The sequence below is a fragment of the Sphingobacterium sp. NPDC055431 genome (assembly GCF_053644255.1).
The window spans coordinates 21,934-48,299 of sequence record NZ_JBSHLH010000027.1; the positions used below are offsets into that span (position 1 = coordinate 21,934).

A 26,366-nucleotide genomic window follows, 5' to 3' on the forward strand; every position below is an offset into this window, starting at 1 on the left:
AAAATTTAAAAGATAATGGTGGAAAATAATGTATATGATGCTATTGTTATCGGATCTGGAATCAGTGGTGGCTGGGCAGCCAAAGAACTTACTGAGAAAGGTCTGAAAACAATTATGCTAGAGCGTGGCCGCAATGTGGAGCACGTGAAAGATTATCATGCCAACAAAGACGCATGGGAATATCCACACCGTGGTGGTAGGACAGTGCAGATGGAGAAGGATTACCCTGTTTTAAAACGTGATTACCCATTGAACGAGAAAAACTTAGATTTCTGGGTTAATGAAAAAGAAAGTCCATACACGGAAGTGAAACGCTTTGACTGGTTTAGGGGATATCATGTTGGAGGTCGTTCGTTGATGTGGGGTCGCCAGAGTTACCGTTTAGGTGATCTGGATTTTGAAGCAAACTTGAAAGATGGCCATGGAGTAGATTGGCCTATCCGTTATAAAGATATCGCTCCTTGGTATAGCTATGCTGAGAAATGGGCGGGTATTTCCGGTAACCGTGATGGTCTGGATGTACTTCCGGATGGCGATTTCTTGCCTGCGATGGATTTTAACATCGTTGAGAAAGATCTAGCTGAGCGTTTGAAGAAAGAATATGGTGGAAATCGTCACTTCATTATGGGACGTACCGCCAATATTACCCAACCGCATACTGGCCGTATCAACTGTCAATACCAAAATCAATGTTGGTTGGGATGTAACTTTGGAGGTTACTTCAGTACACAGTCTTCTACATTGCCTCCAGCAATGAAGACCGGTAATCTGACGTTGAGACCATTCTCTATCGTAACGAAGATCATCTATGATAAAGACACCAAAAAAGCAAAAGGTGTTGAGATCATTGATGCTGAAACAAATAAAACTTATGAGTTCTTTGCAAAAGTAATCTTTGTATGTGCTTCTGCATTTAACTCAACATGGGTGTTGATGAACTCGGCTACTGATGTTTGGGAAGGTGGATTGGGAAGTAGCAGTGGTGAATTGGGACACAATGCAATGGATCACCACTTCCGATTGGGAGCTGGTGGTAGGGTTGAAGGTTATGATGATAAGTATTTCTTCGGAAGACGTCCTACTGGCCTTTATGTACCTCGATTTGTAAATATCCCTAGTGATACCAAGAAACGTGACTATGTACGTGGATTTGGTTATCAGGGTTCAGGAAGCCGTGGCCGTTGGTCTGGAGAGATTGCAGAAATGCAGGTGGGTGGTGCATGGAAAGATGCATTATGCGAACCTGGAAACTGGAGCGTTGGATTTACAGCATTCGGTGAAATCCTTCCCTACCATGAAAATAAAATCTCATTGGATAAGACTGTCAAAGATAAATGGGGCTTACCTGTATTGTCGATGGATATGGAAATCAAGGACAATGAGCAAAAAATGCGTAAGGACATGACCGAAGAGATGAAGGAAATGTTGGAGAAAATCGGCGTTAAGGATGTAAATACTTATGATGGCGGTTATAATTTCGGTATGGGTATCCACGAAATGGGAACTGCAAGAATGGGTAGAGATCCGAAGACTTCGGTATTGAATGGCAACAACCAAGTATGGGATGCATTGAACGTATTTGTTACTGACGGAGCTGCCATGACTTCTGCAGGATGTGTGAACCCTTCATTGACTTATATGGCCTTGACTGCAAGAGCTGTAGATTTTGCTGTAAGTGAGCTGAAAAAAGGTAATTTATAACAAACTAAACCCAATAATATGAGTAAGAATAATTCAAGAAGAGATTTTATTAAGAATTCTGCGATAGCAGCGGCTGGAATCAGCATCGTGCCTAGACACGTATTAGGTGGTACTGGATTTACTGCTCCTAGTGATAAATTAGTTGTTGCGGGTATCGGTGTAGGTGGTAAAGGTGAGAGTGATATCAAATCATTCCATGATTCAGGAAAAGCAGATATTGCTTTCCTTTGTGATGTGGATGACCGTAGAGCTGCCAATTCAAGAAAGCGTTTTCCAAAAGCTAAATATTATAAAGATTACCGCGAGATGTTGGACAAAGAGCACAAGAACATTGATGCTGTTTCTGTTTCAACTCCCGATCATAACCACGCTATCCAAGCTTTAGCTGCGATGCAGTTAGGTAAGCACGTATATGTTCAGAAGCCATTGGCACACGATGTATGGGAAGCAAGGGTTCTAACGGATGCTGCCAAAAAATACAAGGTCGTTACACAAATGGGTAACCAAGGAGCATCGAATGATGGTCCTAGACAGGCGCGTGAGTGGTATGAAGCTGGTCTGATCGGTAATGTTCATACAGTTTACTGTTGGACTGACCGTCCGGTATGGCCTCAAGGTATTTCGTGGCCTACGCAAAAGGCTAATGTACCTTCTGAACTGAACTGGGATCTTTGGTTAGGAACTGCTCCTCAAAAGGATTTTGTAGATAAATTGGTTCCATTCAACTGGAGAGGTTGGTGGGATTACGGTACTGGTGCACTAGGAGATATGGGATGTCACCTATTAGAGGTTCCATTTAGCGTCCTAGGGCTTACTTATGTACAAGATGTTCAAGCATCTGTAGGTTCAGTTTATGTGGATGAGTTCAAACGTGGATACTTCCCAGAAAGCTGTCCTCCATCTTCTCACGCGACAATGACTTTCCCGAAAGCTGCTAGAACTACAGGACCTGTGACCTTGCACTGGATGGACGGTGGTATTCAACCAGCTCGTCCTGAAGAATTAGGACCTAACGAAATTTTCGGTGATGGTGGTAATGGTATCTTATTGATCGGTGATAAAGGAAAAATCTTAGCTGATACTTACGGTGAGAACGCAAGGTTACTTCCTACCTCTAGAAAAGAAAACGTAGCATTGAAATATGAGCGTGTACCAGGAGCTGCAGGTGGTCACTATGCACAATGGGTGGAAGCTTGTATCGCAGGATATGGCAAGAAAGAAGTAAGTGCTCCTTTCGAAATCTCAGGTCCATTGACTGAGGCGCTATTAATGGCTAACTTAGCTATCCGTGGTGCTGATTTACGTGTAGATGGAAGATATCCTGGACGTAGCCTGAAGCTATTATGGGATAACGAAAATATGAAAGTTACTAACTTTGACGTGGTTAATCAGTTTGTAAAACGTAACTATCGCCAAGGTTGGGATGTTAAATACACAATTTAATTAAAGAACAATGAATAGAAGAGAGGCATTAAAAAACGTTGCATTCATCGTTGGGGGTTCTGTAATCGGTGCGAACTTGTTCTTACAAGGTTGTACTAGACCTGCTTCGAAAGAAGTTGCATCCTTATTCGAAGGTGATACACCTGATTTTTTGGGTGAATTAGCCGAAGCTATTCTTCCTAAAACCTCCACTCCAGGCGCAAAAGAGGCTGGTGTTGGTCAGTTTATCCCAGTGATGATCCGCGATTGCTACGAAGAGAAAGATCAGAAAGCCTTTATGGATGGTCTGAACGGTGTAGATGATCGTGCTCAAAAAGAATTCAAAAAAGGATTCGCAGAGCTTTCAGCTGAAGAGAAACTACAATTTGTAAATAATTACGATAAAGAAGCCAATGAATATCAAAGCAACAAAAAAGAAGGCGATGCAAATCACTTCTTCACCATGTTGAAACAATTGACATTGACCGGTTACTTTACTTCAGAAGTAGGAATGAAACAAGCATTGCGCTTTGTAAAGATTCCTGGAAAATTTGATGGTAATTATCCATACAAAAAAGGAGATAAAGCTTGGGCTTTATAGTCACAGCTAAAGCATAAAAAAAATCCCCCGAACCAAATCGGGGGATTTTTTTTTGATATTTATTTGGTCAATCGCATCAGGAAATGTATCCTGCCATCTTTCTGGATGCTGAATACTTTGTCCTCAAATTCCTTGATTTCTATACCGTCTCCATAATTCAATTCTTTCAGGAAATTCATTTCTAAGCGAGTAAAGGAGCCTTTTAAGATACTTTTGGGGTCCATGGCATCAAAGCACCACTCCATGTATTTGACGTTATTGGCATGGTTTACAATGTCTAGGTCGGACAATTTTACCCTATAGTCGCTCAAAAGTTGAAAATCCACGTTGCCATCAATTTTCTCAACAGCATTTTTGGTAGGGATTTTATCCCTAAAAAACTCCATGTGGTCTGTGCTCAGGGCAAAGGTATCTGCTCTTCGGGTTCTGATGTTAAATACCACCCATAGACTGCTGGCACTAATCAATATTTGATCACCAAGCCATAATTCAAAATTACGGATGGAACGGCTTCCCGTAAAATCCTGGATCCAGGTCCGGATCTTCACGGTCTGGGTATATTTTGGCAAACTGTCTATTTCAATCAGCATCCTGCTCAGCACCCAAGACTGTCTTACATCAAACATAGCCTTATAGCCAAACCCTAAGTTCTCAGCATGTTCACTTGCCGTAATCTGTAAAATGTTGTTTAATTCACTATATTTCAACTGCCCGTTAGGATAACATTGGGTGAAGTTCAATGTCCATTCCTTTTCAAATATGCCCATTTATATGTGTTCTGAAATCTAATGCAAATGTAACTAATTTAATATTCTGCCCTAAAATCTTGCTGAAATATATATTAATTTATAAATTAACGTTAACCTTTTAAACCTCTTAATTAGATTGACGAATGACTGGAACATTAATTGAAAAAGAAGACGTAGATAAATTTAGAATTATCCCCGCCGAGACTGATAAAACAACCCAATTTTCAAACAAACTACAAGGTGCTGTGCGCTTGGGCAATGAATTCAAATCGAAGACTACTATCGTTTTCAATACTGAAGACGGTCCTAAACGTATAGAAACAACTGTGTGGTCCTTAACCGATAGGTATATCCAGATTAAACATGGAATTCTTATTCCATTGAAAGCATTGATTGAAATAGAATATTAGCAAATAACCAGGTTTAGAATCGAGGTTATTTAATTATTTAGAGTTGAAACAACAAAAAAGAGCTGTCCTTGGACAGCTCTTTTTGCATGTAGATTGAAAGAGATGCGTTGCTAGGAAAAAACAACGCTCTCCGTTCAATTCTTGATGTTACTTAATAATTATCTTTAATATCCTCTTTAAGGATTGAAAATTAATATCACAAAGACCGCAAACAGAACTAAATGCATAATCCCTACAATAGGAGCAGTCCTTCTACCAGAAAAGGAAAGCATGCTCAAGATCAAGGTAATAACAAAGAGTATGGTTTCTGTTGTGGTCATACCAAATAAGACTGTTTTGCTAGCTATAAGACCAATAATCAATACTGCAGGTACCGTAAGACCTACCGTAGATACAAAAGCACCATGACATAGGTTGATAGCACGTTGAAACTCATTATTCATTGCTGCTTTAACCGCTGTCATCGATTCTGGTGTAAACACAATGATGGCAATCAATACTCCACCTAACAATGGAGGAAGATTCATTTCCTTGATTCCATAATCAACCAAAGTAGCAAGGTTATGGGATAAGAGAACAATGGGCAATATCATTCCTAATAACACCAAAGTCCGCAATAACACCTCTTTTTTACTTACTTTTTCATTTCCATGTCCGTCAGTTTGTTGGCTTTCATTCCGTTGGCTGAAAAGGATTTCCATCTGTCCGGGTTTGGGTTGAATATAGAGATGCCTATATCCCTTCATTTGATAGGCCAAAAAGAACCCATAAAGTAAAATGACCAATCCTGAAATACTGGCGGCCTGTACAGTGGTAAATTCCCCATTCCCTTTTCCTTCGATGAAATTGGGAATCATCATCGAGATCCCGCCAAGCATAATGATCATGGATAAATAGGTAATTGTTCCTTGGGCGTTATACTCCTGCTCTCCATGTCTTAGACCACCAAGAAGAATACATAGACCTAAAACCAAGTTCATAATGATCATCATCACAGAAAAAATGGAATCTTTTCCAATGGTCGGGTTGTCCTCAGGGCCGAATATCATGGCAACAATCAAGATGACCTCGATGGAGACAATGGAAAGGGTTAGGATCAGCGTTCCATAAGGTTCACCAAGTTTATGGGCCAATTCATCAGCTTCTTTAACTACTCCAAAGGCAGCACCGATGATAGTTGCCAATACAAGTACGAAAATACCTATAGCCAATGTGTTGTTTCCGTAAAGGCCTTCAATACTTTTTCCAAAAAACATAAATATAAAAACCATCAACCAGATTAGTATTAGTCTGATAATTGTGTTTTTTGTTAAAATATTGTTCATTTTTTCATCTCCTTTTTAATTCTGTAATAATTGATTTTTTTTGTCCATGCAAATCTCCACAATATTAATCCTATTATTTTTTACAAAAGTTAAAAAAGTATTAAGTTTCTGTTGACAAACTACTGTCATTGAATGTTATACTTTTGAGGAAATCAATGTTTATATCATGGAATATTCAAGTGTTATTAAAATTTTATTATCCCAGTATCGAGCTGCCCTAGGCATGTTTCGTGATGTCACCGAAAAAGTACCCGATACTGAATGGAACAGTCATGAGTATAACAATCCAAATTGGCAATTGATTTATCATACGATATGGAGCGCCAAACTGTACCTATCTGCAAGTTATGAAACCTTTGTGCCTTTTGCTGGAGCAATTGAAGGCGCAGAAAGTTTAGGTGGAGATAAAGACTGGGAAAACTCAGAAGTTGAAGTGGTAGGACTTCATTCTAAGCAAGAGATATTGGAGTTTATCCACGAGGTTGAACAAAATTTGGAAAGTTCCTTAACGCTATTGCCCTTGGAAGCAGATTCCGGTTTTGAGTGGTATCCATATAGCAGATTGGAATTGCATTTAAATACCATCAGGCATATTCAGCATCATACAGCCCAGCTTATTGAGCGTTTAAAGTCGAAGGGAATTACTGGATTTCCATGGTGGATAGATCAGAACAAACCTGGTGAATGGATATAAACTGAACAATTTAATTTAAAAATTATGTTTGCCGTAAAAGTAGAATATGAAGTTTTTCCCGAATATGAAGGAGAGAATAAAGATAGGATCCAGGATTTCTTAAAGGCGTTTGAGGTATTAGATAATTCGAGGTTCAGGTATTCCGTATTCCAGGACCGAGAAAGCAAGCGATTCATCCATCTTTCCGAATATAAGGATGAAGTGATCCATACAGAGTTGCTATCCAATCCGATTTTCTTAAAATTCCAGGAAGAAAGGGACAAAAACTTGAAAAAAGGACCTTCAATTACTTGGCTTGACTGTGTACTTTAGTTCAATAACTATTTTATCGAATCCTCATGCATTCGATGACAATAAACTGATTGTTACTGTCCGTAGTAAAGAATAGGTAGGTTTTTCCGCCATCTTTGATCTTATGTTTCTTACGAATCACCTCGACTTTCTCCGGAAAATTTCGAGTGGCAATATTGGCCTGGACAAACGGATTGTTCTTTTTTAGACTTGAATAGGGAAGAACCTGTTTTATTTCGAACACCCTGCCTGGAAACTCAGGTTGAAAAACCTCAGAAGTATATAGATGCGAGTGTTGATGGAGCTTTCCTAATCCAAAATACTTCCCAACGCTCTTAAAGGCACCAGCTTTGCTAAGCGCGACATCCGAATCATAGAGATAATGCTGTGGTTCAGCATAGCGGTTCATCGTTGCCCTTTCTGCGTCATAAGTAAACTCAAATGTTTGCAGTTGATCGGCAAATAATCGTATAGCCTTAATCTTGGTCTCTCCTTCAAATCCGCGCTCCTGAATGAACAACAATTCCTTACAATCATTATCCAGACTGATGACATAAACAAATTTGACATGATTAAGGCTTGTCAACGCAGTACTGATATCCAGAAGGGGAGAAACTTTGCTGATGATGTATTTGCTCTTGCTAAAGAAAAGGTCCTGGTTGGCAACAATATTCGGTTCACAATCCTCCAAAAGAAATACCTTTCCTTGGTTCACCCTTCTTGAGGGGTCTACATAGATATAATCAAAGGCATGGTCTTCACTCTGTCTGAGTAATTCGATGCCGTCAGTAGCTTTGCAAACCAAATTATTGACCCGGAGTATGCTGGCATTATAGGCCACAATTTCAGAAAGCTTTTCATTGAGTTCACAATGGATGACCTCTTCAGCCTCTTGCGCTAAATAACAGCTGTCCACAGAAAAGCCCCCTGTCAGATCAATAACACGGCTTCCTTTCGCAATCAAAGTTTGCTTGATGAGTGCAGTATGTTCTGAGGAACACTGCTCGAGATTGATCTTATCAGGATAATAAATGCCTTCGCTGAAAGCCCAGGTAGGTAATTTCTTAACGCTACGTTGCCATCCATCAATCTGGGAGGCCAATTCTGCTGAGCTCACATTCGGAAAAGGACTTTTCTTCAAGGCTACCTCTGCGGGAGATTTCTCCCGGTTAGCCTTAATGAATTGTTGAACATCCTCCTCTAATATGTGTTTATTCATCTTTGTTTTTCACCAGCATTTGGCAAGTGTAACTATCCTTAAGTTCGCGAAAAATTTCCTTATTTACCAAAACGCGATCTATAGTTTGTTGATTGTAGTATCGAATGGTAATTAATTCTAATCCAGTGGCCACTGATACCTTATATCTCTTTTTCAACTGTTCCAATAGGTTCAGGACATTCTCTCCGGTATCATCCACGCTTACCGAGAAACTGATAGCAGAGTTGTGCATCATATTGATCTTGATTCGATTCTGGTGGAAGGCATCAAAGATATGGCTCAAGTTATCCTCTACGATAAAGGAGAAATCGCGCGGTTGAATATTGATAAAGACCTGATTGACCTTAAAGATAAAAGAAGGCACAGGAAGGGTTTGGTTCGTTGTTTTTATCTGTGTACCAGGCTCTTCTGGGTTAATAAATGAACGGACATTCAGTGTTATTTTCTTATTTTGAAGCGGTTTGATGGTTTTAGGATGAATCACCGTTGCTCCATAATATGTTAATTCAATTGCATCGGTATAGGATAGTTCAGGAATAAGTTCTGTTTGGTCAAACCACTTAGGATCTGCATTCAGGACTCCCGGTACATCCTTCCATATCGTGATGTTTTCTGCATTTAGGCTTGCAGCAAAGATGGCCGCAGAATAATCTGAACCTTCTCGGCCAAGGGTAGTCGTAAAGTTTTCAGAAGTTGAACCGATAAATCCTTGTGTAACGACGATATATTCATCTAAAATGCTTGGCAGATCCTTTCGGATCTTTTCTTCTGTCTTTTCCCAATCCACTTTGCCCTCACGGTAAGTGTTATCGGTCATGATAAAATCCCTTGCATCCACCCATTGGGTTGCTAATCCTTGATAAGAAGAATATGCAGCAACAATTTTGGTAGAAAGCAATTCTCCTACAGAAACGATCTGGTCATAGAGATAGTCATAGTCATCTTGCGGTTCTTCTTCCAAGATCCACTCAATTTCTACAAAAGTATTGGCGATATCATCATAAACAGGATGGTTATGGTCAGGAAACAATTCATGCAGGATATCAAAATGTTCTTTCTTCAAACTTTCAAGGTGTTCAAAACATGCACCATCACGTTTGATGTAACTCTCTGTCACTTTCACCAACTTATCTGTCGTTTTACCGATTGCCGAAACCACGATCAGAAGGGAAGAATCCTTATATCGTTCAACAATGGAAACTACATTTTTTATATTTTCTGCACTTTTAACGGAGGCTCCGCCAAATTTAAATACCTGCATTTACGCTACTGAATTGAATTGTAATACTCTGTAATGTTTTTTATGTAATTCTTTCCGGTCTGGGTCATACAATCCTGAATTTCTTCATAAGGAATGGTGAGATAAGTGGTACCTCCCGAATAGGGTTTGATTTCGTAGGGATTATAAAAAAATATGATACCCTCTTTGGAAACCCCATAATTAGCTGCCAAGGAAAATGTGTCATTTTCGAAGAAATAATCATCCTTATAGCTGCTGGTATCCGAGAGTCCTTCCTCTTTTCGAAAGAATCTTTCTGCAATTTTAGTAAATTCTTTCATCTTATTCTCAGAAATAAACGTATTCAGCTTTAATTTTTCTTTTGTTTGGACATCATAAACGTTCCATAGGGTATAACTATTGCCATGGGCACCTCCCGAAAACTCATAGGTGATATTGTCCATCATGATGAGATAGGGGTTATTCATCATCACACCGATAAAGGTTTCCTTTTGCCAAGCAAGAGGATGTTTTACCTCATTTTCTTCAACAAAATTGGCATATCCCTCCAAGAAATTATGGACATATTGTTCCAATGTCTGTTCCTTGTCCAAAAGAATGTTTTCTTTGACGTATCGGTTCATCGTACTGTCCTCAAAAATTGGATACGTCAATCCAACATAGGTCGTGTCAATCCGATCACCATCTGCAGCAAAATAAGGACTGATCTCTTTAATGCTGGTGTCGTTGTAAACAAGGGTGTCTTTAGATCCAGTAACGACCACTTTGTGCGATTTAGATCCATCTGTTTTGTTGCTCTGACAAGAACTGGCTGAGGCCAAAAGGAATACAGACGCTAAGATAGGGTATAGGCTGGGTCTAAAAATTGATATTGACATTGATCCACTCTTCATCGAATTTGCTGTTATACTTTTTATAAAAATCTATTGCTGGGGTATTCCAATCTAGTACCTGCCACATCATCCCAGAATATCCCTGCTCTTTGGCATAAGCAATGGTATGATCCAGCAGATCTTTTCCGAAACCTTTGCCACGCATGCTTTCCGTGATGATAATGTCCTCTAAATACAATCTTCTCCCTTTCCAGGTCGAATACCTTATATAATATAAGGACATACCAATAATTTCACCTTCGTATTCACCAACAAATGCCCACCAAACCGGATTTTCCCCAAATCCAGAATCTTCAAATTCCTCCATGCTGACCGTCACTTCTTCAGGTGCTTTTTCAAACAGGGCCAATTCCTTGATCAATTCCAATAACCTTGGGCAGTCTGCCTTTACTGCATTGCGAATGGTTAAACTCATTATTGTGCTTTATAGTGTTTGATGACTCTCTTACCAAATATGGTACTTCCTAATCTTACCATATTGCTGCCTTGCTCGATAGCAATCTTATAATCAGAGCTCATACCCATGGACAAGATATCAAAACTTTCCTCTTTGCGGAAATAAGTGGTCTTTATTCCGTCAAAAAGCATTTTTAACTCATAGAACTCTTCTTTAATGATCTTTTCGTTTTCCGTATTGCTGGCAATCCCCATCAATCCTCGTATACGGATGTTTTTAAATCCTTCAAACTCCTCAGAACGTAATAGTTCAATCGCCTCAGCATGGTCCAAACCGAATTTTGTATCCTCATCAGCAATATACACCTGCAATAGGCAGTCGATGATGCGGCTGTTCTTTAGTGCATGTTTATTGATTTCAGCCAAAACCTTCAAGGAGTCAACAGAATGGATCAAACTTACAAAAGGGGCTATGTATTTAACCTTATTGGTCTGAAGGTGGCCAACCAAATGCCATTCAATGTCTTTGGGCAAGCTTTCATATTTGGCAACGAGATCCTGAACTTGGTTTTCACCAAAAATCCGTTGACCTGCCTCATAGGCCTCCATAATATCTTCATTAGGCTTTGTTTTCGAAATCGCAACTAATGTAACACCGATAGGCGACAATTCTTTTTGTAATTCTGTAATATTCTTTGCTATACTCATGATGAAAAAGGGTTCGCATTGATGAAAATTGGAAAGCTTATTGCAAGCTTTTCCGTATTTTTGTACAAATTTACAAAATGCAACGCTTAATACTGGGTTTACTTCCTTTGTTTTTTATCGTTTTCTCCTGCAAAAAGCAGGTTCCTGAAGGTATTTTGCCCCAAGAAGACATGGTTGAGCTCATGACCGAAGTGCATATCCTTGACGGTTACATTTCTAATATACCCGTGGATAGTGCCAAAAAGGTCATTGACCCGCTGTATGAGCAGCTTTTTGATAAATTCGGAATAGATTCTGCAAAATTTACCAAGAATGTAAATTATTATTTCGGAAATCCCACATTAACCGTAAAGACTTACGACCAGGTCGTCAAAACCCTGGAAAAAAGAGAACGCAGTTATTATAGTCAGGATTCCTTGAAGAATCTCATTTTGCAGGATAGCATGAGCAGAGTTACCAGAATGCAAGTTAAATTACAGACCTTGAACAATATGATCCTAAATGCCGAAGCTGATTCTGCGGAACTTAGCATTGCCGATAGGACCAGAAGATTTTATGAACCTGTAGGATTGATGCGCTTTTGGGAAAAAAATATTTTGGAAAAGAAAGCACCAATGGGTACTGAAACACCCGATATATCTACTTTGCCAATCCCTGAAAATACAACTCCGGAAACTTCACCTGATGTACAAAAACCAACTGAGTTGAAGCCGCAGGATAATTTAGATACTATTCCTTTTAGACATCGAAACGAAAGACTGAAGCCGGTCACTAGGCCACGCGAAAGACCTATTGTACAATAGCAAATGATATATCCACAGAACGCAGTAGAAAAGTTAGGATTTACGGAAATTAAGGAGCTCATCAAGGCAAAATGCCTTAGTGAGGCGGGGAAAGAATTGGTAGATAAAATCCAACCTCAAGTGAAATTGGATTTAATCGATCGCTTCTTGCGTCAGGCAAATGAGTTCAAGGAACTCCTTGTCCATGACGCTCCTCTTCCTGTAGACCATTTTTACCCTATAAAAGCCATTATTGAAAAAGCAAAAGTTGAAGGCTCCTTCCTACTGGAAGAAGAATTTCACCGTGTTTTGCTATCCCTAAGGACGGTTTATGCCGTAATCCGTTATTTCAATGACCGTGCTCAGCAATACCCAAACCTGGAACTGCTTTTCGAGCACCTTCCTATAGAAAAGAATATCCTGCGTCAGATCGAACAGATCATCGACGATAGGGGAAAGATCAAGGACAATGCATCTAAGCTCTTATTAGAAATAACCTCGCAGATCAGCAAAGCAGAACAGGAAGCAAGGAAACGCCTTGATACTGTTTATAAGCAAGCGCAACAGAATGGCTGGACAGCTGATGGGAGTTTGACCATCCGCGACGGTAGGTTATGTATTCCCATTCTAGCCGAAAATAAGCGTAAGCTGAAAGGTCTGATCCATGATGAATCGGCTTCAGGTCAAACCGCTTATATTGAACCTGAAGAAGTGTTCCACCTTAATAATAAGGTTAGGGACCTGGAATTTGAAAGAAGGAGGGAGATCGTCAGGATCTTGACCACCCTGACTTCTGAACTAAGGCCTCATGTTCCCTTATTGTTTGCATACCATGGGCTGTTGACCAAATTGGATTTTGTGAGGGCCAAGGCATTGTTCGCATTGGATATAGATGCGCAAATGCCTGAACTTTCCAAAGAAGCTGAAGTGTTCCTGGTAAATGCCAAACATCCACTTCTTTATTTGGCATCAAAACAAGAAGGTCATCATTCGGTCGTTCCATTGAATCTCAGGATCGATGGAACGGATCGTGTTTTGTTGGTTTCAGGACCTAATGCAGGAGGTAAATCCGTATGTATGAAAACCGTTGGCCTCTTACAGTTGATGTTTCAATCGGGCCTGTTGATTCCTTGTGATACCAATTCTAAGCTTGGTGTTTTCAAGCAATTCTTTGCGGATATCGGGGATGATCAATCCATCGACAGCGATTTAAGTACTTACTCGGCACATCTTTCCAAGATGAAGCACTTTACCCAGTTTTCAAATGCCAGGACAATGGTCCTGATCGATGAATTCGGAACGGGTACAGATCCGCAGTTCGGTGGCCCTATTGCCGAAGCTGTCTTGGAAGTACTGAACAAAAAGCAAATTCGGGGAGTGATCACGACCCACTATTCAAACCTGAAAGTCTTTGCGAGCAATTCAGAAGGTATCGAAAATGCATCCATGCTATTCGATAATGAAGCGATGAAGCCTTTATATGTGCTTCAGACAGGGAAACCAGGTAGTTCCTATGCCTTTGAAATCGCACAGAATATTGGTTTGCCTAAAGAAGTCCTTCACCTAGCCAAACAGAAAATCGGTGTTCAGCAAAAGAAAGTAGATACCCTATTGGTCGACCTGGAACGCGAAAAGAAAGAGGTCTACGATACGAAGGTTGCCATCAATCTGCGTGAAAAAGAAATCGTAGGACAGCAAGCTGAATTGAATGAATTAAAGAGCTATTTGGAAGAGAATAAGCGACAATTGCTCAAAGATGCCAAGGAAGAAGCTAGGCAGATCATTAAGAGCGCCAATAAACTGGTTGAAAATACCATTGCTGAAATCAAGACCAAACAGGCCGATAAGGAAGAGACCAAAAAACTGAGAGCTGGATTGCAACATGCTTCCGATAACCTGAAGGAAAAATCAGTTAAGGAAATCAAAAAGCCTGAGGTTGTCAACGAAACTGCTGAAACGGTAGAGGTAGGGGACTGGGTGAAAATTATTGATACAGGTAATGAAGCCCAAGTGATTGAGATTGCGAAGAATAACCTGATCTTGGCCCTCGGTGATCTCCGGACGGTTGTCAAAAAAAATAAAGTAGAAAAACTGAAAGGAAAGGAGAAAGCTAAGGCCGCTAAGCGATTTAGATCCGTTGCTTCGGATAGTGTTGCTGACTTTAGTCCCGAGGTTGATGTACGTGGCATGCGAACTGAAGATGCTTTAGGTAAAATAGAGCAGGTTTTAGATCGTGCCGTTATGATTGGATATCCATCATTAAAGATTGTACACGGTAAAGGAGACGGGATTTTGCGCAAATTCATCCGCGATTATTTAAGGAAATATAACCAGGTTAGCCGTTTTGAAGATGAACATGCCGACAGAGGCGGAGATGGGATTACCTACGCTTACCTAGACTAAGAAAATTATAGCATTTGAAAGGGGACTAAGTTTTTAGTTCCCTTTTTTTTGTTCCAAAACATTCATTACTCCTTTTCAAAATTTGGGATTATCGAATTTCAAGAAAAACGTTGCTTTATTTTCCTTCTTATCGATCATGTTAATCGCCTGATTTTTGTCCGTTTATAAAAATAGTTGTTGCGATAACTGCTAAATCGTTAGAAATAGGAAAAAACTTTTCAACAATTTCAAGAATGTTAAAATTTGTTAAAATATCAATTTCCCATCGGTTTCATTGCCAAAATTTCAACCAAAATGAATAGTTGTTTAAAAAACTAATTAAGTTTTAAATTTTTGCTTACTCGAATAAGTCAATTAAATGCAAAAACGTGGTAGTGAGTATATTAAGTTTATGTTAATCGAGATTGAAAATCAATATGTCTTTATACTTTTGCACTACTTATTTTAATAAAATAGAAGTATGAAAAAAATCTCTACTCAATTAGTAACATTATTCTCAATGTTGTTGCTTTGCAACGTCGCTTGGGCACAGACAGTCCTAAGAGGTGTTGTAACTGATGGCACCAATCCGGTTGCGGGGGCATCTGTATTAGTACAGGGCACATCGGCAGGTACATCGACTGATGCAAATGGAGCTTTTACCCTGAACTCTCCAAAAACATCAGGTGTTTTAATTTTCCGCGTTCTAGGATTCAACACTAGCGAAATCAAATTCGCAGAAGGACAATCTGATTTAGGAACAATTGTTTTACAAGCTCAAGAAGATGGTGAAGCAATTGGTGAAGTAGTGGTAATTGGTAAAGGTATTATTGATATCGCCGATAGAAAAACGCCTATCGCTGTATCAACCATTACACCTTTAGAAATTCAAGAAAAAAGTGGTGCTAACGTTGAATTCCCGGAATTAATGAAGAACACCCCATCAATCTACGTTGCCGACCAAGCAAGTGGTTTTGGTGATTCTAAAATGTTCGTTCGTGGTTTCGACCAATCGAATACGGCATTCTTATTAAATGGTCAACCTATCAATGGTATGGAAGATGGTAACATGTACTGGTCTAACTGGTCAGCTATGTCTGATGTTGCTAACTTGATCCAGATTCAAAGAGGTCTTGGTTCTTCTAAATTAGCTATTTCTTCAGTGGGTGGTACAGTGAACATCGTAACTAAAGCTACTGATATGGTAAGAAGAGGTTCCGTAGGTATGTCAACTGGTAATGATGGATTAGCAAAAGCTATGATTTCTTACAGTACTGGTATGCAAGGAAAATGGGGGGTATCATTTATGTTGAACGGATGGAGAGCTGATAAAAAATATGCTCTAGGTACTGCAGGTGCTGGACAAAACTATTTTGTTTCTGTGGGTTACAAGCCAAATGATAACAACACCTTCAACTTCATGATCTTTGGTGCTCCACAGTGGCACGACCAAAACTTCTCTAAACCTTTAGAGACTAGCTACAGAGAAATCGGTCCTACAGGAAATAAAACTAAAGTTATTGCTACTCCAGGATATGATATCACTGGTGAAAGAGGTAACTCTAACTACGGTTGGTACAACGGTGAAGGTCTTTCTCAAAGAACTAACTTCTACCACAAGCCAGTAACGAACTTAAACTGGGACTTGAAAATTGATGATAAATCATCTCTATCTACCGTACTTTACGCTTCAATGGGTAAAGGTGGTGGTACTGGTATCTTGGGTAATGGTCCAGGTTATACCGTTAATGGTTTTAACGCAGTAAATGGTACTACAAACTGGGATGCCCTAGCTGCTATTAATGCTGCTCAACCTAACAAAATCTCTAGCGGAAACAATGGTTCTGCATTAAGAGCTTCTGTAAACAACCACTTCTGGTACGGTTTGGTTTCTAACTACAACTTCGAAGCAAACGAAAACTTCTCTTTCAACTTAGGTGCTGATTTACGTTTCTACAAAGGTGATCACTTCCAACAATTGATTAACCTATTAGGTTCTGAAGGTCGTATCGCCGATAATAAAACTCGTGAAAAAGGTTATGTAGTTTCTGAAACTTTCTCAACTAATCCTTGGTCTTCATTGTTCAATAGTGCTGATGTAGATCAAAGAGTAGGATATGACAACTCCGAGAAAATCAATTACCAAGGTCTTTTTGGTCAAGTAGAGTATAGTTTAGATGGATTCACTGCATTCGTTCAGGGTTCCCTTTCTAACCAATCTTACCAAAAAATCGATCGTTGGAACTATGCTGAAGGCGAAAAGAAATCTAAATTCGATAACAAATTCGGTTACAACATTAAAGGAGGTGCTTCCTATACTTTCGAAGATGCACACACAATCTTCGCTAATATTGGACAATACTCCCGTCAACCATTCTTAGATAACGTATTTGTTTCTAATACGGTAGATTTTGTAGATCCTTCAGTGGATAATGAAAAAATCTTCGGTGTTGAGGCTGGTTATAAATATTCTAACCCAATCGTTGCAGTTAGCTTCAATGCTTACTACACAAAATGGGATAACAGATTCACTGATTACACAGCAAGAGATTATACTGTAGGTGGAACAACATACCCTGATGTAACTTACTTATTCACTGGTGTTGGTCAGCTTCACAAAGGTTTAGAATTAGAATTTGATGTAAACGTTCTTTCTAACCTTAAATTAAGAGGTTACGGATCAATCGGTGACTGGAAATATGATGGTACATCTCCTTACCGTGTAAGAGATAACAACTCATTTGATATCGTTTTCGAAGATAAAACAGGTCAAGATTTAACTGGTGTAAAAGTAGGTAATGCTGCACAGACAACTTTTGGTCTTGGTGTTAAATACTTTATCCTTCCTCAATTCTCAATCGATGCTGATTACAACCACTATGCTAGATTATACGGTAATGTGAATGTAGATGACGTAATCAAATCATCCTTGAACAATGAAGTTTACCAACCTGAAGAATTAAAAGCTTATAACGTAGTAGATGCTGGTTTAAGCTATACTTTCAACTTGAAAAACGGTAAAAACATTAAATTCAGAGGTAATGTGAAAAACCTTTTCAACGAGAACTACTTCTCTAGAAAAGATGCTTTCGGTTATTTCTACGGTTTAGGTACTACTTGGAACACAGGTTTGACTTACAACTTCTAAGCAAAAATTTAATTCCACTAAATATTGAAAGTCCTTCGGTTGTGCCGAGGGACTTTCTTTTTATAATGTTGTTCATGCCAGCTGGCTGTTTACCTGTGTTTTGACAATTTGAGTAACACTTATCGAAACCTAATGACATTATAGTGCAATGAAAAAACTGCCTTAATATTTTGGCGATAGGGTACCAGACGACAATGTCCTTATTTAATTCTTTTAGTCATAATTAGAAGTGAAAATTTGGACTAAATTTATAAGAAGTTGATGACAGGATGTTGGCCCTGAAAAACATTGATTTCTTAATTTCTATATATAGAACCCCATCGGGGTTCCATTATTTTAGCTGGCATGGCACGTAAGCCTGGAATTAATGCAAAAACGATGTTCGATTAATCGAACAACATTTTTGCGCAACCCCTATATAGGTCAATGCCATTTCTAAAATAATTCTGCCCTTCCAGGGCAGTATGTCGTAAAAAGATAATATTCTGATAAATAAAAATTGGCATGAATTGCTGGAAACACAGTTCAATCAAACTTGTTATTGGTAGGTTCATCCGAAGGATCTCGGAAAATAGCAAACCTATTTTTGTGAATTATTGCATTGGCGAACAGTTCCTAAATCTTCGATTTAGGAGGACAGTGTCCTTTTGTGGAAAACCGTACAGATTCCTTATTAATCGTTCAGAATCAAAATTTGCTAAAGAGGGATTCAGAGTGAAGCGAAGAATCTATTTTTTATTTATTTAGAGGTTTTTGTCATCCCGAAATCGTAAGATGAGGGAACTATTTTTTTACTTTATGCCCATAAAAGGAGATTTGCTGTAAAAGATTTTACCCACGCAGTGGGTTCGCCATTTCAGACATCAAATTTCTACAAAGATGTCACCCTCGCAGTGGGTTTATTATCTGTCCTAAAAGGATAAAGGAGTTAATCAACCTAGAGGGAGATATTGATATTAGGATTGCAGGAGGCGGGCTTATGCAATAAGCCCCTACAAAATCGGCTACCTTTCCATCCTGGTTCAATCCCCGATCTTGGCCCATCCTCTCATCCGTTCCATCCTGGTTCAATCCCTGATCTTGGTCCATCCTCTCATCCCTTCCATCCTGGTTCAACCCTAAAAATTCGGTTTCAACAGATATTTATCATAGAACCTAAAGATATGTTCAGTAGCTTCTTCCGCTGTATCCACCATTCTGTATAGGTTCAGATCTTCCTCGCTGATATATTTATTGCCAAGCATGGTGTTTTTGATCCAGTCAAAAAGGCCGTTCCAGTATTCGGTACCAACCAGTACGATAGGGAAGCGGGCAATCTTACCAGTTTGTATCAATGTAACAGCTTCAAACAGTTCGTCCATTGTCCCGAACCCTCCTGGCAATACGATATAACCTTGAGAATATTTCATGAACATAACCTTGCGGACAAAGAAATAATTAAACTCCAGTAATTTATCGCGGTCAATATATTTATTGTGGAATTGCTCATGTGGCAGTTCAATGTTCAGTCCTACCGACTTACCTCCGGCCGTATAGGCTCCTTTATTGGCAGCTTCCATGATTCCTGGTCCACCACCTGATATAACACCGTACCCGCGGTCTGCCAATAGCCTCGCAATCTCTACGGTCATTTGATAATATTTATGCTCATCCGGTGTCCTTGCCGATCCAAAGATCGAAACACAGGGGCCAATCTTAGCCAATTTTTCAAACCCATCTACAAACTCCGACATGATCTTAAAGATTTGCCAAGAGTCTTTTACCTTAATTTCTTGCCAAGTTTTATTGGCAAATGAATTTCTGATTTTATCGTCTTTAACCATTTGGTCTTTTTGTTTTTTGTCCATGAAAGGGCTTTTTTCGCCCTTTTCGATGTAATATAAGGTTTTATATTAAATTTTTCGAAAGCTTGATGATTGTTGTTATTATCATAAAAAAACATAAATATTTCAATTAAATTTTGAATTATTAAACTGATTTAATACATTTATCAAACGTAAACCTATTCACGACTGAAAAAATCTTAAACCTATAATGAATAGACGGGACTTTATTAGTAAAACCGCTTTAGGCGCAGCTGCAGTTACCATTATACCTAGACATGTCTTGGGTGGTAATGGCTTCTTGGCACCTAGCGATCGTCTCAACCTAGGATTTATCGGTGTAGGCAAGCAGATGTACGGTCTTTTGAATCAGTTCATGAAAATTCCGGAGGCCATGGTCATTGCGGCTGCTGATGTGGATAGTAGCAAACTGAATAATTTCATCGGCCAGGCTAATAAGCTGAATGCCGCTAAGGCTGCTCATCAGGTCCAAGGTTTTGGACAGTATAGGGATTTGCTGGCCATTAAAGATATAGATGCCGTAATCATTGCTTCTCCGGACCATTGGCATGCCATGCATGTGGTTGATGCCGCAAAAGCAGGGAAGGATATCTATTGCGAAAAACCTCTGGCTTTGACCATCGATGAAGGTCGTGCAATGGTAAATGCAGTCCGGAAATATAAAAGGGTCTTGCAGACAGGAAGTATGCAGCGCTCCCAATATAATTTTAGGCAGGCAGCTGACCTGATCCGCAATGGTTATATCGGTGATATCAAAGAGGTCAATGTATCGGTAGGAGAGCCTGTAAAGGAATGTGATCTGCCTTCCTTGCCAACCCCCTGCACATCTTGATTGGGATTCGTGGATCGGCCCATCGCTTTACCGTGGCTATAATCCAATCTTAAGCCCAGCTTTAGATGCCCCTGAATGGTCCCTATGGCGACTGTATCATGGATTCGGCGGTGGATATGTAACGGATTGGGGAGCCCATATGTTTGATATCGTTCAATGGGCCTTAGGAATGGACCAATCAGGACCTGTTTCTTTTACTCCGCCAGATATTCCTATGGCGAAGGAAGGTCTATATTTCACCTATAAAAATGGAATTAAAGTCCATCATAAATCTTGGGGAAGCTTCAATGCTATCCAGTTTTTAGGGACAGAAGGTAAGATTGAAGTATCCAGGGAATTCCTGAGGTCTGATAAAGCGGACCTTCCAAAATTACAGATTGCCGAGAAGGATCGGAAGGTGTACTATTCGGAAAACCATTACCAGGATTTCGTTGATGCCATCAAAAAACGTTCTAAACCAATCTGTGATGTTGAAATTGGACATAGAACCGCTACAGTATGTAATGCGGTCAACATCGCCTATCAAATACAGAAACCTATCAAATGGGATCCGAACAAAGAAGTGTTCGACAGCCCATTTGCCAATAATCTAAAGGGTAGGGCATACAGAGGGAAATGGGATTATTTGGATTTTTAAATTAGAGCACACATAGATTTGTTTCATAAACCGATGCGCCAGATATTCGAAAGAATTCTGGCGTGTTTTTTTGCTCTTTATTTTCGTAATTTTGAAAAATGAACTTTTCGTCAAAACTATTGGAACAGGCTGTGGAAGAATTTGGAAAACTTCCCGGCGTCGGTAAAAAAACAGCTTTACGCTTGGTCTTGCATCTCTTGAAGCAATCTGATGCCGAGGTGAGCCGTTTTACTGAATCCTTGGACCGATTGAAACAAGACATTAAATATTGCCGTACCTGTTTTAACATCTCTGATTCTGAGCAATGTGAAATCTGTGCTTCCCCGAAGCGTGATAAAGCCTTGATCTGTGTTGTCGAAGATACCCGTGATGTAATGGCTATAGAAAATACCAACCAATATAGTGGAGTTTACCATGTGCTTGGCGGCTTGATATCACCTATGGAAGGAATAGGGCCAGCAGACCTGAAAATCGAGGGTTTGATAGACCGTGTACGTTCCGGTCAAGTCCAAGAAGTAATTCTAGCACTTAGTGCAACCATGGAAGGGGACACCACGATATTTTACCTCTACCGCAAATTGAAAGAGTTCAATGTGCAGATCAGTACCATTGCCAGGGGTATTGCCTTTGGTGGTGAACTGGAATATGTAGATGAAATCACTTTGGGGAGATCTATTGCAACAAGAGTCCCATATGAACGGAATGTCGGTTAATGTTCTGTTTTCATCTTGCTGATGATCCAATAAAATCCAACCCCACAGAAGATCAATATCAATCCTGCTGATGTCCACAAGGTAGAATAGCCAAAGTGTTCAGCTGTATAGGTTCCTAAGAAGGGAGAAAATATATTGGCAGCAGCAAAAGCCAAAGAGTTAAAGCCCATATAAGCGCCCTGATTGCTCCGACTGGCTCTGTTGATGGCTACGGTGGCTGTAAATGGTAATGTTAACATCTCTCCAGTGGACAGGAAAAACATGGCTAGGTACAACCAGGCAATCCCAAAGTCTGCCGTCAACATCAAGTAGGACATTCCAGAAATCGCCGTTCCCCAGAGCATAATCTGCCGGACTGAAAATCGATGTTCAACTACATGGACCAGTACCATCTCAAACAATACGATCACAAAACCACTAAATCCAAGCAATAAACCGATTTCATCGGAGTGGAGATTGTGCGCCTCTTTATAGAAGAGCGGGAGTGTACTCAATAATTGAAAGAATGCCATCGAGAACAAACAGCATAAAATATTGAATACAATAAAGAGTCCGTCCTTATAGGCATTCCTGACAGGTTTTTCATCTTCAATTTCCTGAACCTTCGTCTGACCTATTTCAGTCCTTGCTTTTCTGTTTCTAAAGAAATATATAAATACAATAGCTGCACAGGCTGCAGCGATGGCATTACCGTAAAATATCCAGTTATAGGAAAACTTAGCTAAAAAACCTCCTAATGCCGGGCCTATGGAGAAACCAAGGTTCACTGCCATCCGGTTTAGGGAATAGGCACGGGTGATGTTTTCAGGCTTGGCATACCTTGCTACAGAAACGGAGTTGGCTGGACGGAAGACGTCCGCAACCAAGGTCAAGATGAAGATCATAATGGCCAAGCCCTCAAAGGTCCTGAAGTTAGGCAGTAATAAGAACAGCGGAATGACCAAGATCAAGCTCCAGGTCTGTACCTTGAAGTTCCCGAATTTATCGGTTAACCAGCCTCCCAGCCAGGAACCGCAGACTGAACCTAAACCAAAACAGCCCAATACTAGACCTATCTGCGTTTTGCTGAATCCTAATTCCGAGGACATGTAAATCCCCAAAAATGGAATTACCATGGATCCCGCACGGTTGATCAGCATAACCAATGCCAATAGCCATGCAGCAGGCGATAAGCCTTTATAGGAGTTGATATAAAGTCGTACTAATGCTCTCAATAGTGTGTTTTATCTAAGCAATCCTGCTTGCTAGGTTGTCTAATCTTTTGTCTATGCTATAGGTCGTTGCTATACTTCGCTTCGTCCCTTTCTTTTTGTCAAGAATAAAATCTATCCTGCCTAAGTTAACCCCAGAAAAGCCCGTTTGGTTTACCAAAGTTATCTGGTTGTCCAGATTCTTTACCTCAGTCGGTTTGTCCAAGAAAGTATGGGTATGCCCACCTATGATCAGGTCAATATGCCTTGAATTCTTTGCCAGCATCAAATCTGATACTTTTTCCGTATCGTAGTTGTAGCCAATATGCGAAAGGCAGATAATCAGGTCACACTTCAACTCGTTTTTTAACTTCTGTGTATATTTAGCGGCGACCTCGATCGGATCTGAAATCTTAACACCTGCATAACTTCGCGGATCAACCATACCTTTTAAGTCTACACCGACTCCAAAAACACCGATTTTTACAGAATCTCGCTCGAACACCAGATAATCCTTGGTTTTTCCTTCCATAATGGTTCCCGTAAAATCATAGTTGGAAGTGACAAAAGGGAAGTTCGCCTTGTCAAAATGCTTAAGTAATCCCGGTAATCCATTGTCAAACTCATGGTTACCGAATGTTCCTGCATCATATCCTAATTTCGACATGAGTTCAAGTTCTACCTTGCCATCAAAAACATTGAAATAGGGCGTGCCCTGAAACATATCTCCTGCATCAAATAATAGCACGTTCTTTTCTTCCGAACGGATCTTCTGGATGAGGGTGCTTCTTCGGGCCACTCCGCCTAAACCTTGTAACCTTGACCCATCCATGGGATAAGGTTCAATACGGCTATGTACATCGTTCGTATGTAGAAAGGTAATCTTTACTTCTTTAGATTTACTATAGCCTACAAATGGAATGGAACTCAAGGATGCGGTTGCTCCCAAAGCCATTACGCTTTTTAAAAAGCTCCTTCTATTCAATGATCTTAACTCTTCCATCTAATTTTGCTTCTACTTTTTTACCTTCTTTTGTTAATTCCTGTACATAGCTGATCAAAGCTTCGCGTACTCTTTCTGCAGTAACATTCTTACTGATGGGACTGGTGAGCCCTCTAACGAGATCACCTCCGTTGGCAATGAAGTCGTAAGTGACCAACTTATAGGTTTTATTAGGATCGATATCTTTCCCGCCAATCTTGAAACTTTGGATTTTCTTGTCCTTTATGACCTGTTCAACATTCCCTAAGGGCTGACCATTGGTTTCGGCAATAAAATCTGCCAATACCTGAACATCCGTTCCCTTAAGTTCCAATATGGTAATGTAATTCTCGAATGGCATGACCTCAAAAATAGAACCTACGGTCACATTGCCCTGTTTGATGCCAGAACGGATACCGTCTTTGGTAGCCATGGAAAATACTACCTCCGGGTCGACTTTTTTGCCGATGGCCAATAGCGCATCTGAAAAGAAGTTGCTCAATTCTGACTCAGGAAGATTGCGGTTTTTTATCAGTGCCTCTGGTGCATATCCCAATACCTCGTTCATCTTATCCTCAAGTTGGTTCTTATAGGGTAAAATGTAATTTGTAATCGCTGTATCTTCCGCAATCTGATTGTTGATTGCCAACATTTGTTTGTTTGATACAGCTGCTTGGTAAAATGTGGTCTTACAGGAGCTGAAGACCATAAGCACAGTGGCCCAGAATAGGACGCTGTACTTGGATAGCTGTGTACTCATATTTTGAAATTATACGCAAAGGTATTAAGATTGCCCTGAATCCAAAAGATTTTGAATATAAAAGAAGTGCTGAATGTTAAAGATTAATATTCAGCTAACCATTCCTTAATTCCTACCGATGCGTTCCTCAAAATAGCAGTTCACAAAATGTCTTGCCAAGGCAAAGGATAACCCATTGTCGCCCAAGGTAGAAACCTGTAGGCTGCATCCTGTCGCGATCTTGCTCATGGAATAGGTCTGGATCTGTTGTTGGATCGGAGTAATCATGAGCATAGAGGTTCTGGCAAAGCTCCCAGAAAGCACAATAGTTTCGGGGTTGAAAACTTGCATAAAAAGGGATATTGCCCTGCCTAGTTTGCTGCCCAGTTCAGAAATCAGTTGAATGGCATATTGATCACCATCCATGGCAGCCTGGATAATATGTTCAGGTGTCAGCTGCAAATTTTCATATTTTGATACGATTAGGGTAGGGATGCCAGCTTCAATGTCCCGGGTAGCCTTGTTTACCAGCGCAGTACCGGAAACCAAGGTTTCCAGACAGCCACGCTTGCCGCAGTAACATAACTCGCCATCGTTGACAAAACTGATATGGCCCATTTCACCCGAGAATCCATCTTTACCCAAATAGATTTCTCCATTGGAGACTATCCCCAAGGAAATTCCCCAATCTAAACGGATTACCAAAGCATCCCTTTTCCGCTTCAGTTTTCCGTAGAATTTCTCTGCCAAGGTTGCAGCCTTGGCATCATTGATAACCTTGGTTCTCTTGTTGAACTCATGTTCCAGATGGTTCTCTAGGTTGAATCCTGCTTCGTAAAAATAAGTGAAGTTCTCACCTGAGTAACGGTCAATTAGCCCCGGCATAGAAATAGATATCCCAGATACTTGCTCCATGTCCAGTTTTTGATCCTTGATGTATTTTTTAACAATGATCAAAAAGGCAGGCAGTTCCTTTAGGTCCGTAGAGATTTCAAAATGAAATTGCTGCGGTATATTGAGAATGTTGCAATTGTTGTCTACAAGGGCGATACGAATAGACCTGCGGTTGATTTCTATGGTCAGAACTCGAAACAGACTGTCGCTTAATTGGTATAAATTAGGTTTTCTTCCACCTAAGGATTCACCACGTTCATGCTGATTCAGATATTTCTTCTCCACTAACTCCACCATCAACGTGTTCAAGGTCGGAAAACTTAAGGTCAAACTCTTCATTAAATCATTTACCGAAGCATTGTCAAGTTCATAAACGGCTTTTAATAATTTAAGTTTTTTCTTCGCTGATTTGGCAGTTTTTTTAGATAAGCCCGATGGACTCACCAATAGCTTTTCAATAAATTTCATGTTTGTTTGAGTTAATAAAATCTCATCGTTAATTTTTGAGGCTTAAATCAAAGTTCAATCACAAGAATTAACTCAATTAAATTAAACTAATGAATAAATATTTAAA

General features: G+C 39.9%; 24 protein-coding genes. 12 read left to right on the top strand and 12 right to left on the bottom strand.

The annotated features are described in order from the left end of the window. The first annotated feature begins 18 nt into the window (after positions 1–18). Genes ACWIB3_RS17400 through ACWIB3_RS17410 form a run of 3 tightly spaced genes read left to right on the top strand, consistent with a single transcriptional unit; the run spans position 19 to position 3,724 of the window. Positions 19–1,701 carry a GMC oxidoreductase gene (locus ACWIB3_RS17400; protein WP_185213865.1) on the top strand — a complete coding sequence of 561 codons (1,683 nt, stop codon included), beginning with the start codon at positions 19–21 and terminating at the stop codon, positions 1,699–1,701. An 18-nt stretch (positions 1,702–1,719) separates the two neighbouring features. Continuing rightward, the gene (locus ACWIB3_RS17405; RefSeq protein ID WP_185213671.1) at positions 1,720–3,144 is read left to right on the top strand and encodes a Gfo/Idh/MocA family protein; all 1,425 of its coding nucleotides are present in this window, start codon (positions 1,720–1,722) and stop codon (positions 3,142–3,144) included. A gap of 10 nt (positions 3,145–3,154) precedes the next feature. Next, a complete protein-coding gene (locus tag ACWIB3_RS17410; RefSeq protein ID WP_185213672.1) occupies positions 3,155–3,724 on the top strand; it encodes a gluconate 2-dehydrogenase subunit 3 family protein in 570 nt (189 codons plus the stop codon). A 59-nt stretch (positions 3,725–3,783) separates the two neighbouring features. On the opposite strand, the gene ACWIB3_RS17415 is transcribed toward ACWIB3_RS17410, so the two are convergent. After that, entirely contained in the window at positions 3,784–4,491 is a 708-nt protein-coding gene (locus ACWIB3_RS17415) for an acyl-[acyl-carrier-protein] thioesterase (protein ID WP_313262138.1), read from the bottom strand. A 125-nt stretch (positions 4,492–4,616) separates the two neighbouring features. Here ACWIB3_RS17415 and ACWIB3_RS17420 point away from each other — a divergent pair, with 125 nt between their 5' ends. Next, a complete protein-coding gene (locus ACWIB3_RS17420; RefSeq protein ID WP_093097978.1) occupies positions 4,617–4,883 on the top strand; it encodes a hypothetical protein in 267 nt (88 codons plus the stop codon). Between the two features lie 176 nt (positions 4,884–5,059). On the opposite strand, the gene ACWIB3_RS17425 is transcribed toward ACWIB3_RS17420, so the two are convergent. Next, a complete protein-coding gene (locus ACWIB3_RS17425) occupies positions 5,060–6,139 on the bottom strand; it encodes a calcium:proton antiporter (protein ID WP_454292240.1) in 1,080 nt (359 codons plus the stop codon). Positions 6,140–6,374: 235 nt separating this feature from the next. On the opposite strand from ACWIB3_RS17425, the gene ACWIB3_RS17430 reads away from it, so the two are divergent. Both ACWIB3_RS17430 and ACWIB3_RS17435 read left to right on the top strand, forming a co-directional pair. After that, positions 6,375–6,902, top strand: coding sequence for a DinB family protein (locus tag ACWIB3_RS17430; RefSeq protein ID WP_454292241.1), 528 nt, complete (start codon positions 6,375–6,377; stop codon positions 6,900–6,902). A gap of 24 nt (positions 6,903–6,926) precedes the next feature. Beyond that, positions 6,927–7,214, top strand: a complete 288-nt coding sequence (locus ACWIB3_RS17435) for a hypothetical protein (protein ID WP_454292242.1) — start codon at positions 6,927–6,929, stop codon at positions 7,212–7,214. A gap of 13 nt (positions 7,215–7,227) precedes the next feature. Here ACWIB3_RS17435 and ACWIB3_RS17440 read toward each other — a convergent pair whose 3' ends face one another. From ACWIB3_RS17440 to ACWIB3_RS17460, 5 genes are read right to left on the bottom strand one after another with little or no spacing between them, the layout of a single operon-like run. Continuing rightward, entirely contained in the window at positions 7,228–8,412 is a 1,185-nt protein-coding gene (locus ACWIB3_RS17440) for a class I SAM-dependent methyltransferase (protein WP_454292243.1), read from the bottom strand. Continuing rightward, positions 8,405–9,673, bottom strand: coding sequence for an aspartate kinase (locus ACWIB3_RS17445; protein ID WP_185213677.1), 1,269 nt, complete (start codon positions 9,671–9,673; stop codon positions 8,405–8,407). The genes ACWIB3_RS17440 and ACWIB3_RS17445 overlap by 8 nt, the downstream gene beginning before the upstream one ends. A 5-nt stretch (positions 9,674–9,678) precedes the next feature. After that, entirely contained in the window at positions 9,679–10,530 is an 852-nt protein-coding gene (locus ACWIB3_RS17450) for a DUF3298 and DUF4163 domain-containing protein (protein ID WP_185213678.1), read from the bottom strand. Continuing rightward, entirely contained in the window at positions 10,511–10,960 is a 450-nt protein-coding gene (locus ACWIB3_RS17455; RefSeq protein ID WP_185213679.1) for a GNAT family N-acetyltransferase, read from the bottom strand. The genes ACWIB3_RS17450 and ACWIB3_RS17455 overlap by 20 nt, the downstream gene beginning before the upstream one ends. Then, positions 10,960–11,649, bottom strand: coding sequence for a YggS family pyridoxal phosphate-dependent enzyme (locus ACWIB3_RS17460; RefSeq protein WP_454292244.1), 690 nt, complete (start codon positions 11,647–11,649; stop codon positions 10,960–10,962). The genes ACWIB3_RS17455 and ACWIB3_RS17460 overlap by 1 nt, the downstream gene beginning before the upstream one ends. Before the next feature lie 77 nt (positions 11,650–11,726). Here ACWIB3_RS17460 and ACWIB3_RS17465 point away from each other — a divergent pair, with 77 nt between their 5' ends. The 3 genes from ACWIB3_RS17465 (at position 11,727) to ACWIB3_RS17475 (ending at position 17,961) form a co-directional block, all read left to right on the top strand. Further along, entirely contained in the window at positions 11,727–12,452 is a 726-nt protein-coding gene (locus tag ACWIB3_RS17465) for a DUF4296 domain-containing protein (RefSeq protein WP_454292245.1), read from the top strand. Positions 12,453–12,455: 3 nt separating this feature from the next. Continuing rightward, positions 12,456–14,834, top strand: a complete 2,379-nt coding sequence (locus ACWIB3_RS17470) for an endonuclease MutS2 (protein WP_454292246.1) — start codon at positions 12,456–12,458, stop codon at positions 14,832–14,834. Positions 14,835–15,294: 460 nt separating this feature from the next. After that, positions 15,295–17,961, top strand: coding sequence for a TonB-dependent receptor domain-containing protein (locus ACWIB3_RS17475; protein ID WP_454292247.1), 2,667 nt, complete (start codon positions 15,295–15,297; stop codon positions 17,959–17,961). Between the two features lie 1,118 nt (positions 17,962–19,079). On the opposite strand, the gene ACWIB3_RS17480 is transcribed toward ACWIB3_RS17475, so the two are convergent. Then, positions 19,080–19,784, bottom strand: a complete 705-nt coding sequence (locus ACWIB3_RS17480) for an LOG family protein (RefSeq protein WP_093097958.1) — start codon at positions 19,782–19,784, stop codon at positions 19,080–19,082. A 211-nt stretch (positions 19,785–19,995) separates the two neighbouring features. Here ACWIB3_RS17480 and ACWIB3_RS17485 point away from each other — a divergent pair, with 211 nt between their 5' ends. From ACWIB3_RS17485 to recR, 3 genes are all read left to right on the top strand, one after another. After that, on the top strand, positions 19,996–20,637 hold the full coding sequence (locus tag ACWIB3_RS17485; protein ID WP_454292248.1) for a Gfo/Idh/MocA family protein: 642 nt from the start codon (positions 19,996–19,998) through the stop codon (positions 20,635–20,637). Further along, positions 20,600–21,274: a Gfo/Idh/MocA family oxidoreductase gene (locus ACWIB3_RS17490; RefSeq protein WP_454292249.1), complete on the top strand. Its 675-nt coding sequence runs from the start codon at positions 20,600–20,602 to the stop codon at positions 21,272–21,274. Before ACWIB3_RS17485 ends, ACWIB3_RS17490 begins: the two co-directional genes overlap by 38 nt. A gap of 98 nt (positions 21,275–21,372) precedes the next feature. Beyond that, positions 21,373–21,987: a recombination mediator RecR gene (recR, locus tag ACWIB3_RS17495; protein WP_185218398.1), complete on the top strand. Its 615-nt coding sequence runs from the start codon at positions 21,373–21,375 to the stop codon at positions 21,985–21,987. On the opposite strand, the gene ACWIB3_RS17500 is transcribed toward recR, so the two are convergent. The 4 genes from ACWIB3_RS17500 to ACWIB3_RS17515 form a co-directional block, all read right to left on the bottom strand. After that, entirely contained in the window at positions 21,984–23,201 is a 1,218-nt protein-coding gene (locus ACWIB3_RS17500) for an MDR family MFS transporter (protein WP_185213686.1), read from the bottom strand. The two genes, recR and ACWIB3_RS17500, sit on opposite strands and share 4 nt — an antisense overlap. A gap of 13 nt (positions 23,202–23,214) precedes the next feature. Beyond that, positions 23,215–24,180: a bifunctional metallophosphatase/5'-nucleotidase gene (locus tag ACWIB3_RS17505; protein WP_185213687.1), complete on the bottom strand. Its 966-nt coding sequence runs from the start codon at positions 24,178–24,180 to the stop codon at positions 23,215–23,217. Beyond that, complete coding sequence (locus ACWIB3_RS17510; protein ID WP_454292250.1) at positions 24,155–24,919, bottom strand: 5'-nucleotidase C-terminal domain-containing protein; 765 nt, start codon at positions 24,917–24,919, stop codon at positions 24,155–24,157. Before ACWIB3_RS17510 ends, ACWIB3_RS17505 begins: the two co-directional genes overlap by 26 nt. 105 nt (positions 24,920–25,024) lie before the next feature. Then, entirely contained in the window at positions 25,025–26,260 is a 1,236-nt protein-coding gene (locus ACWIB3_RS17515; protein ID WP_454292251.1) for an ROK family protein, read from the bottom strand. Between the last annotated feature and the right edge of the window lie 106 nt (positions 26,261–26,366).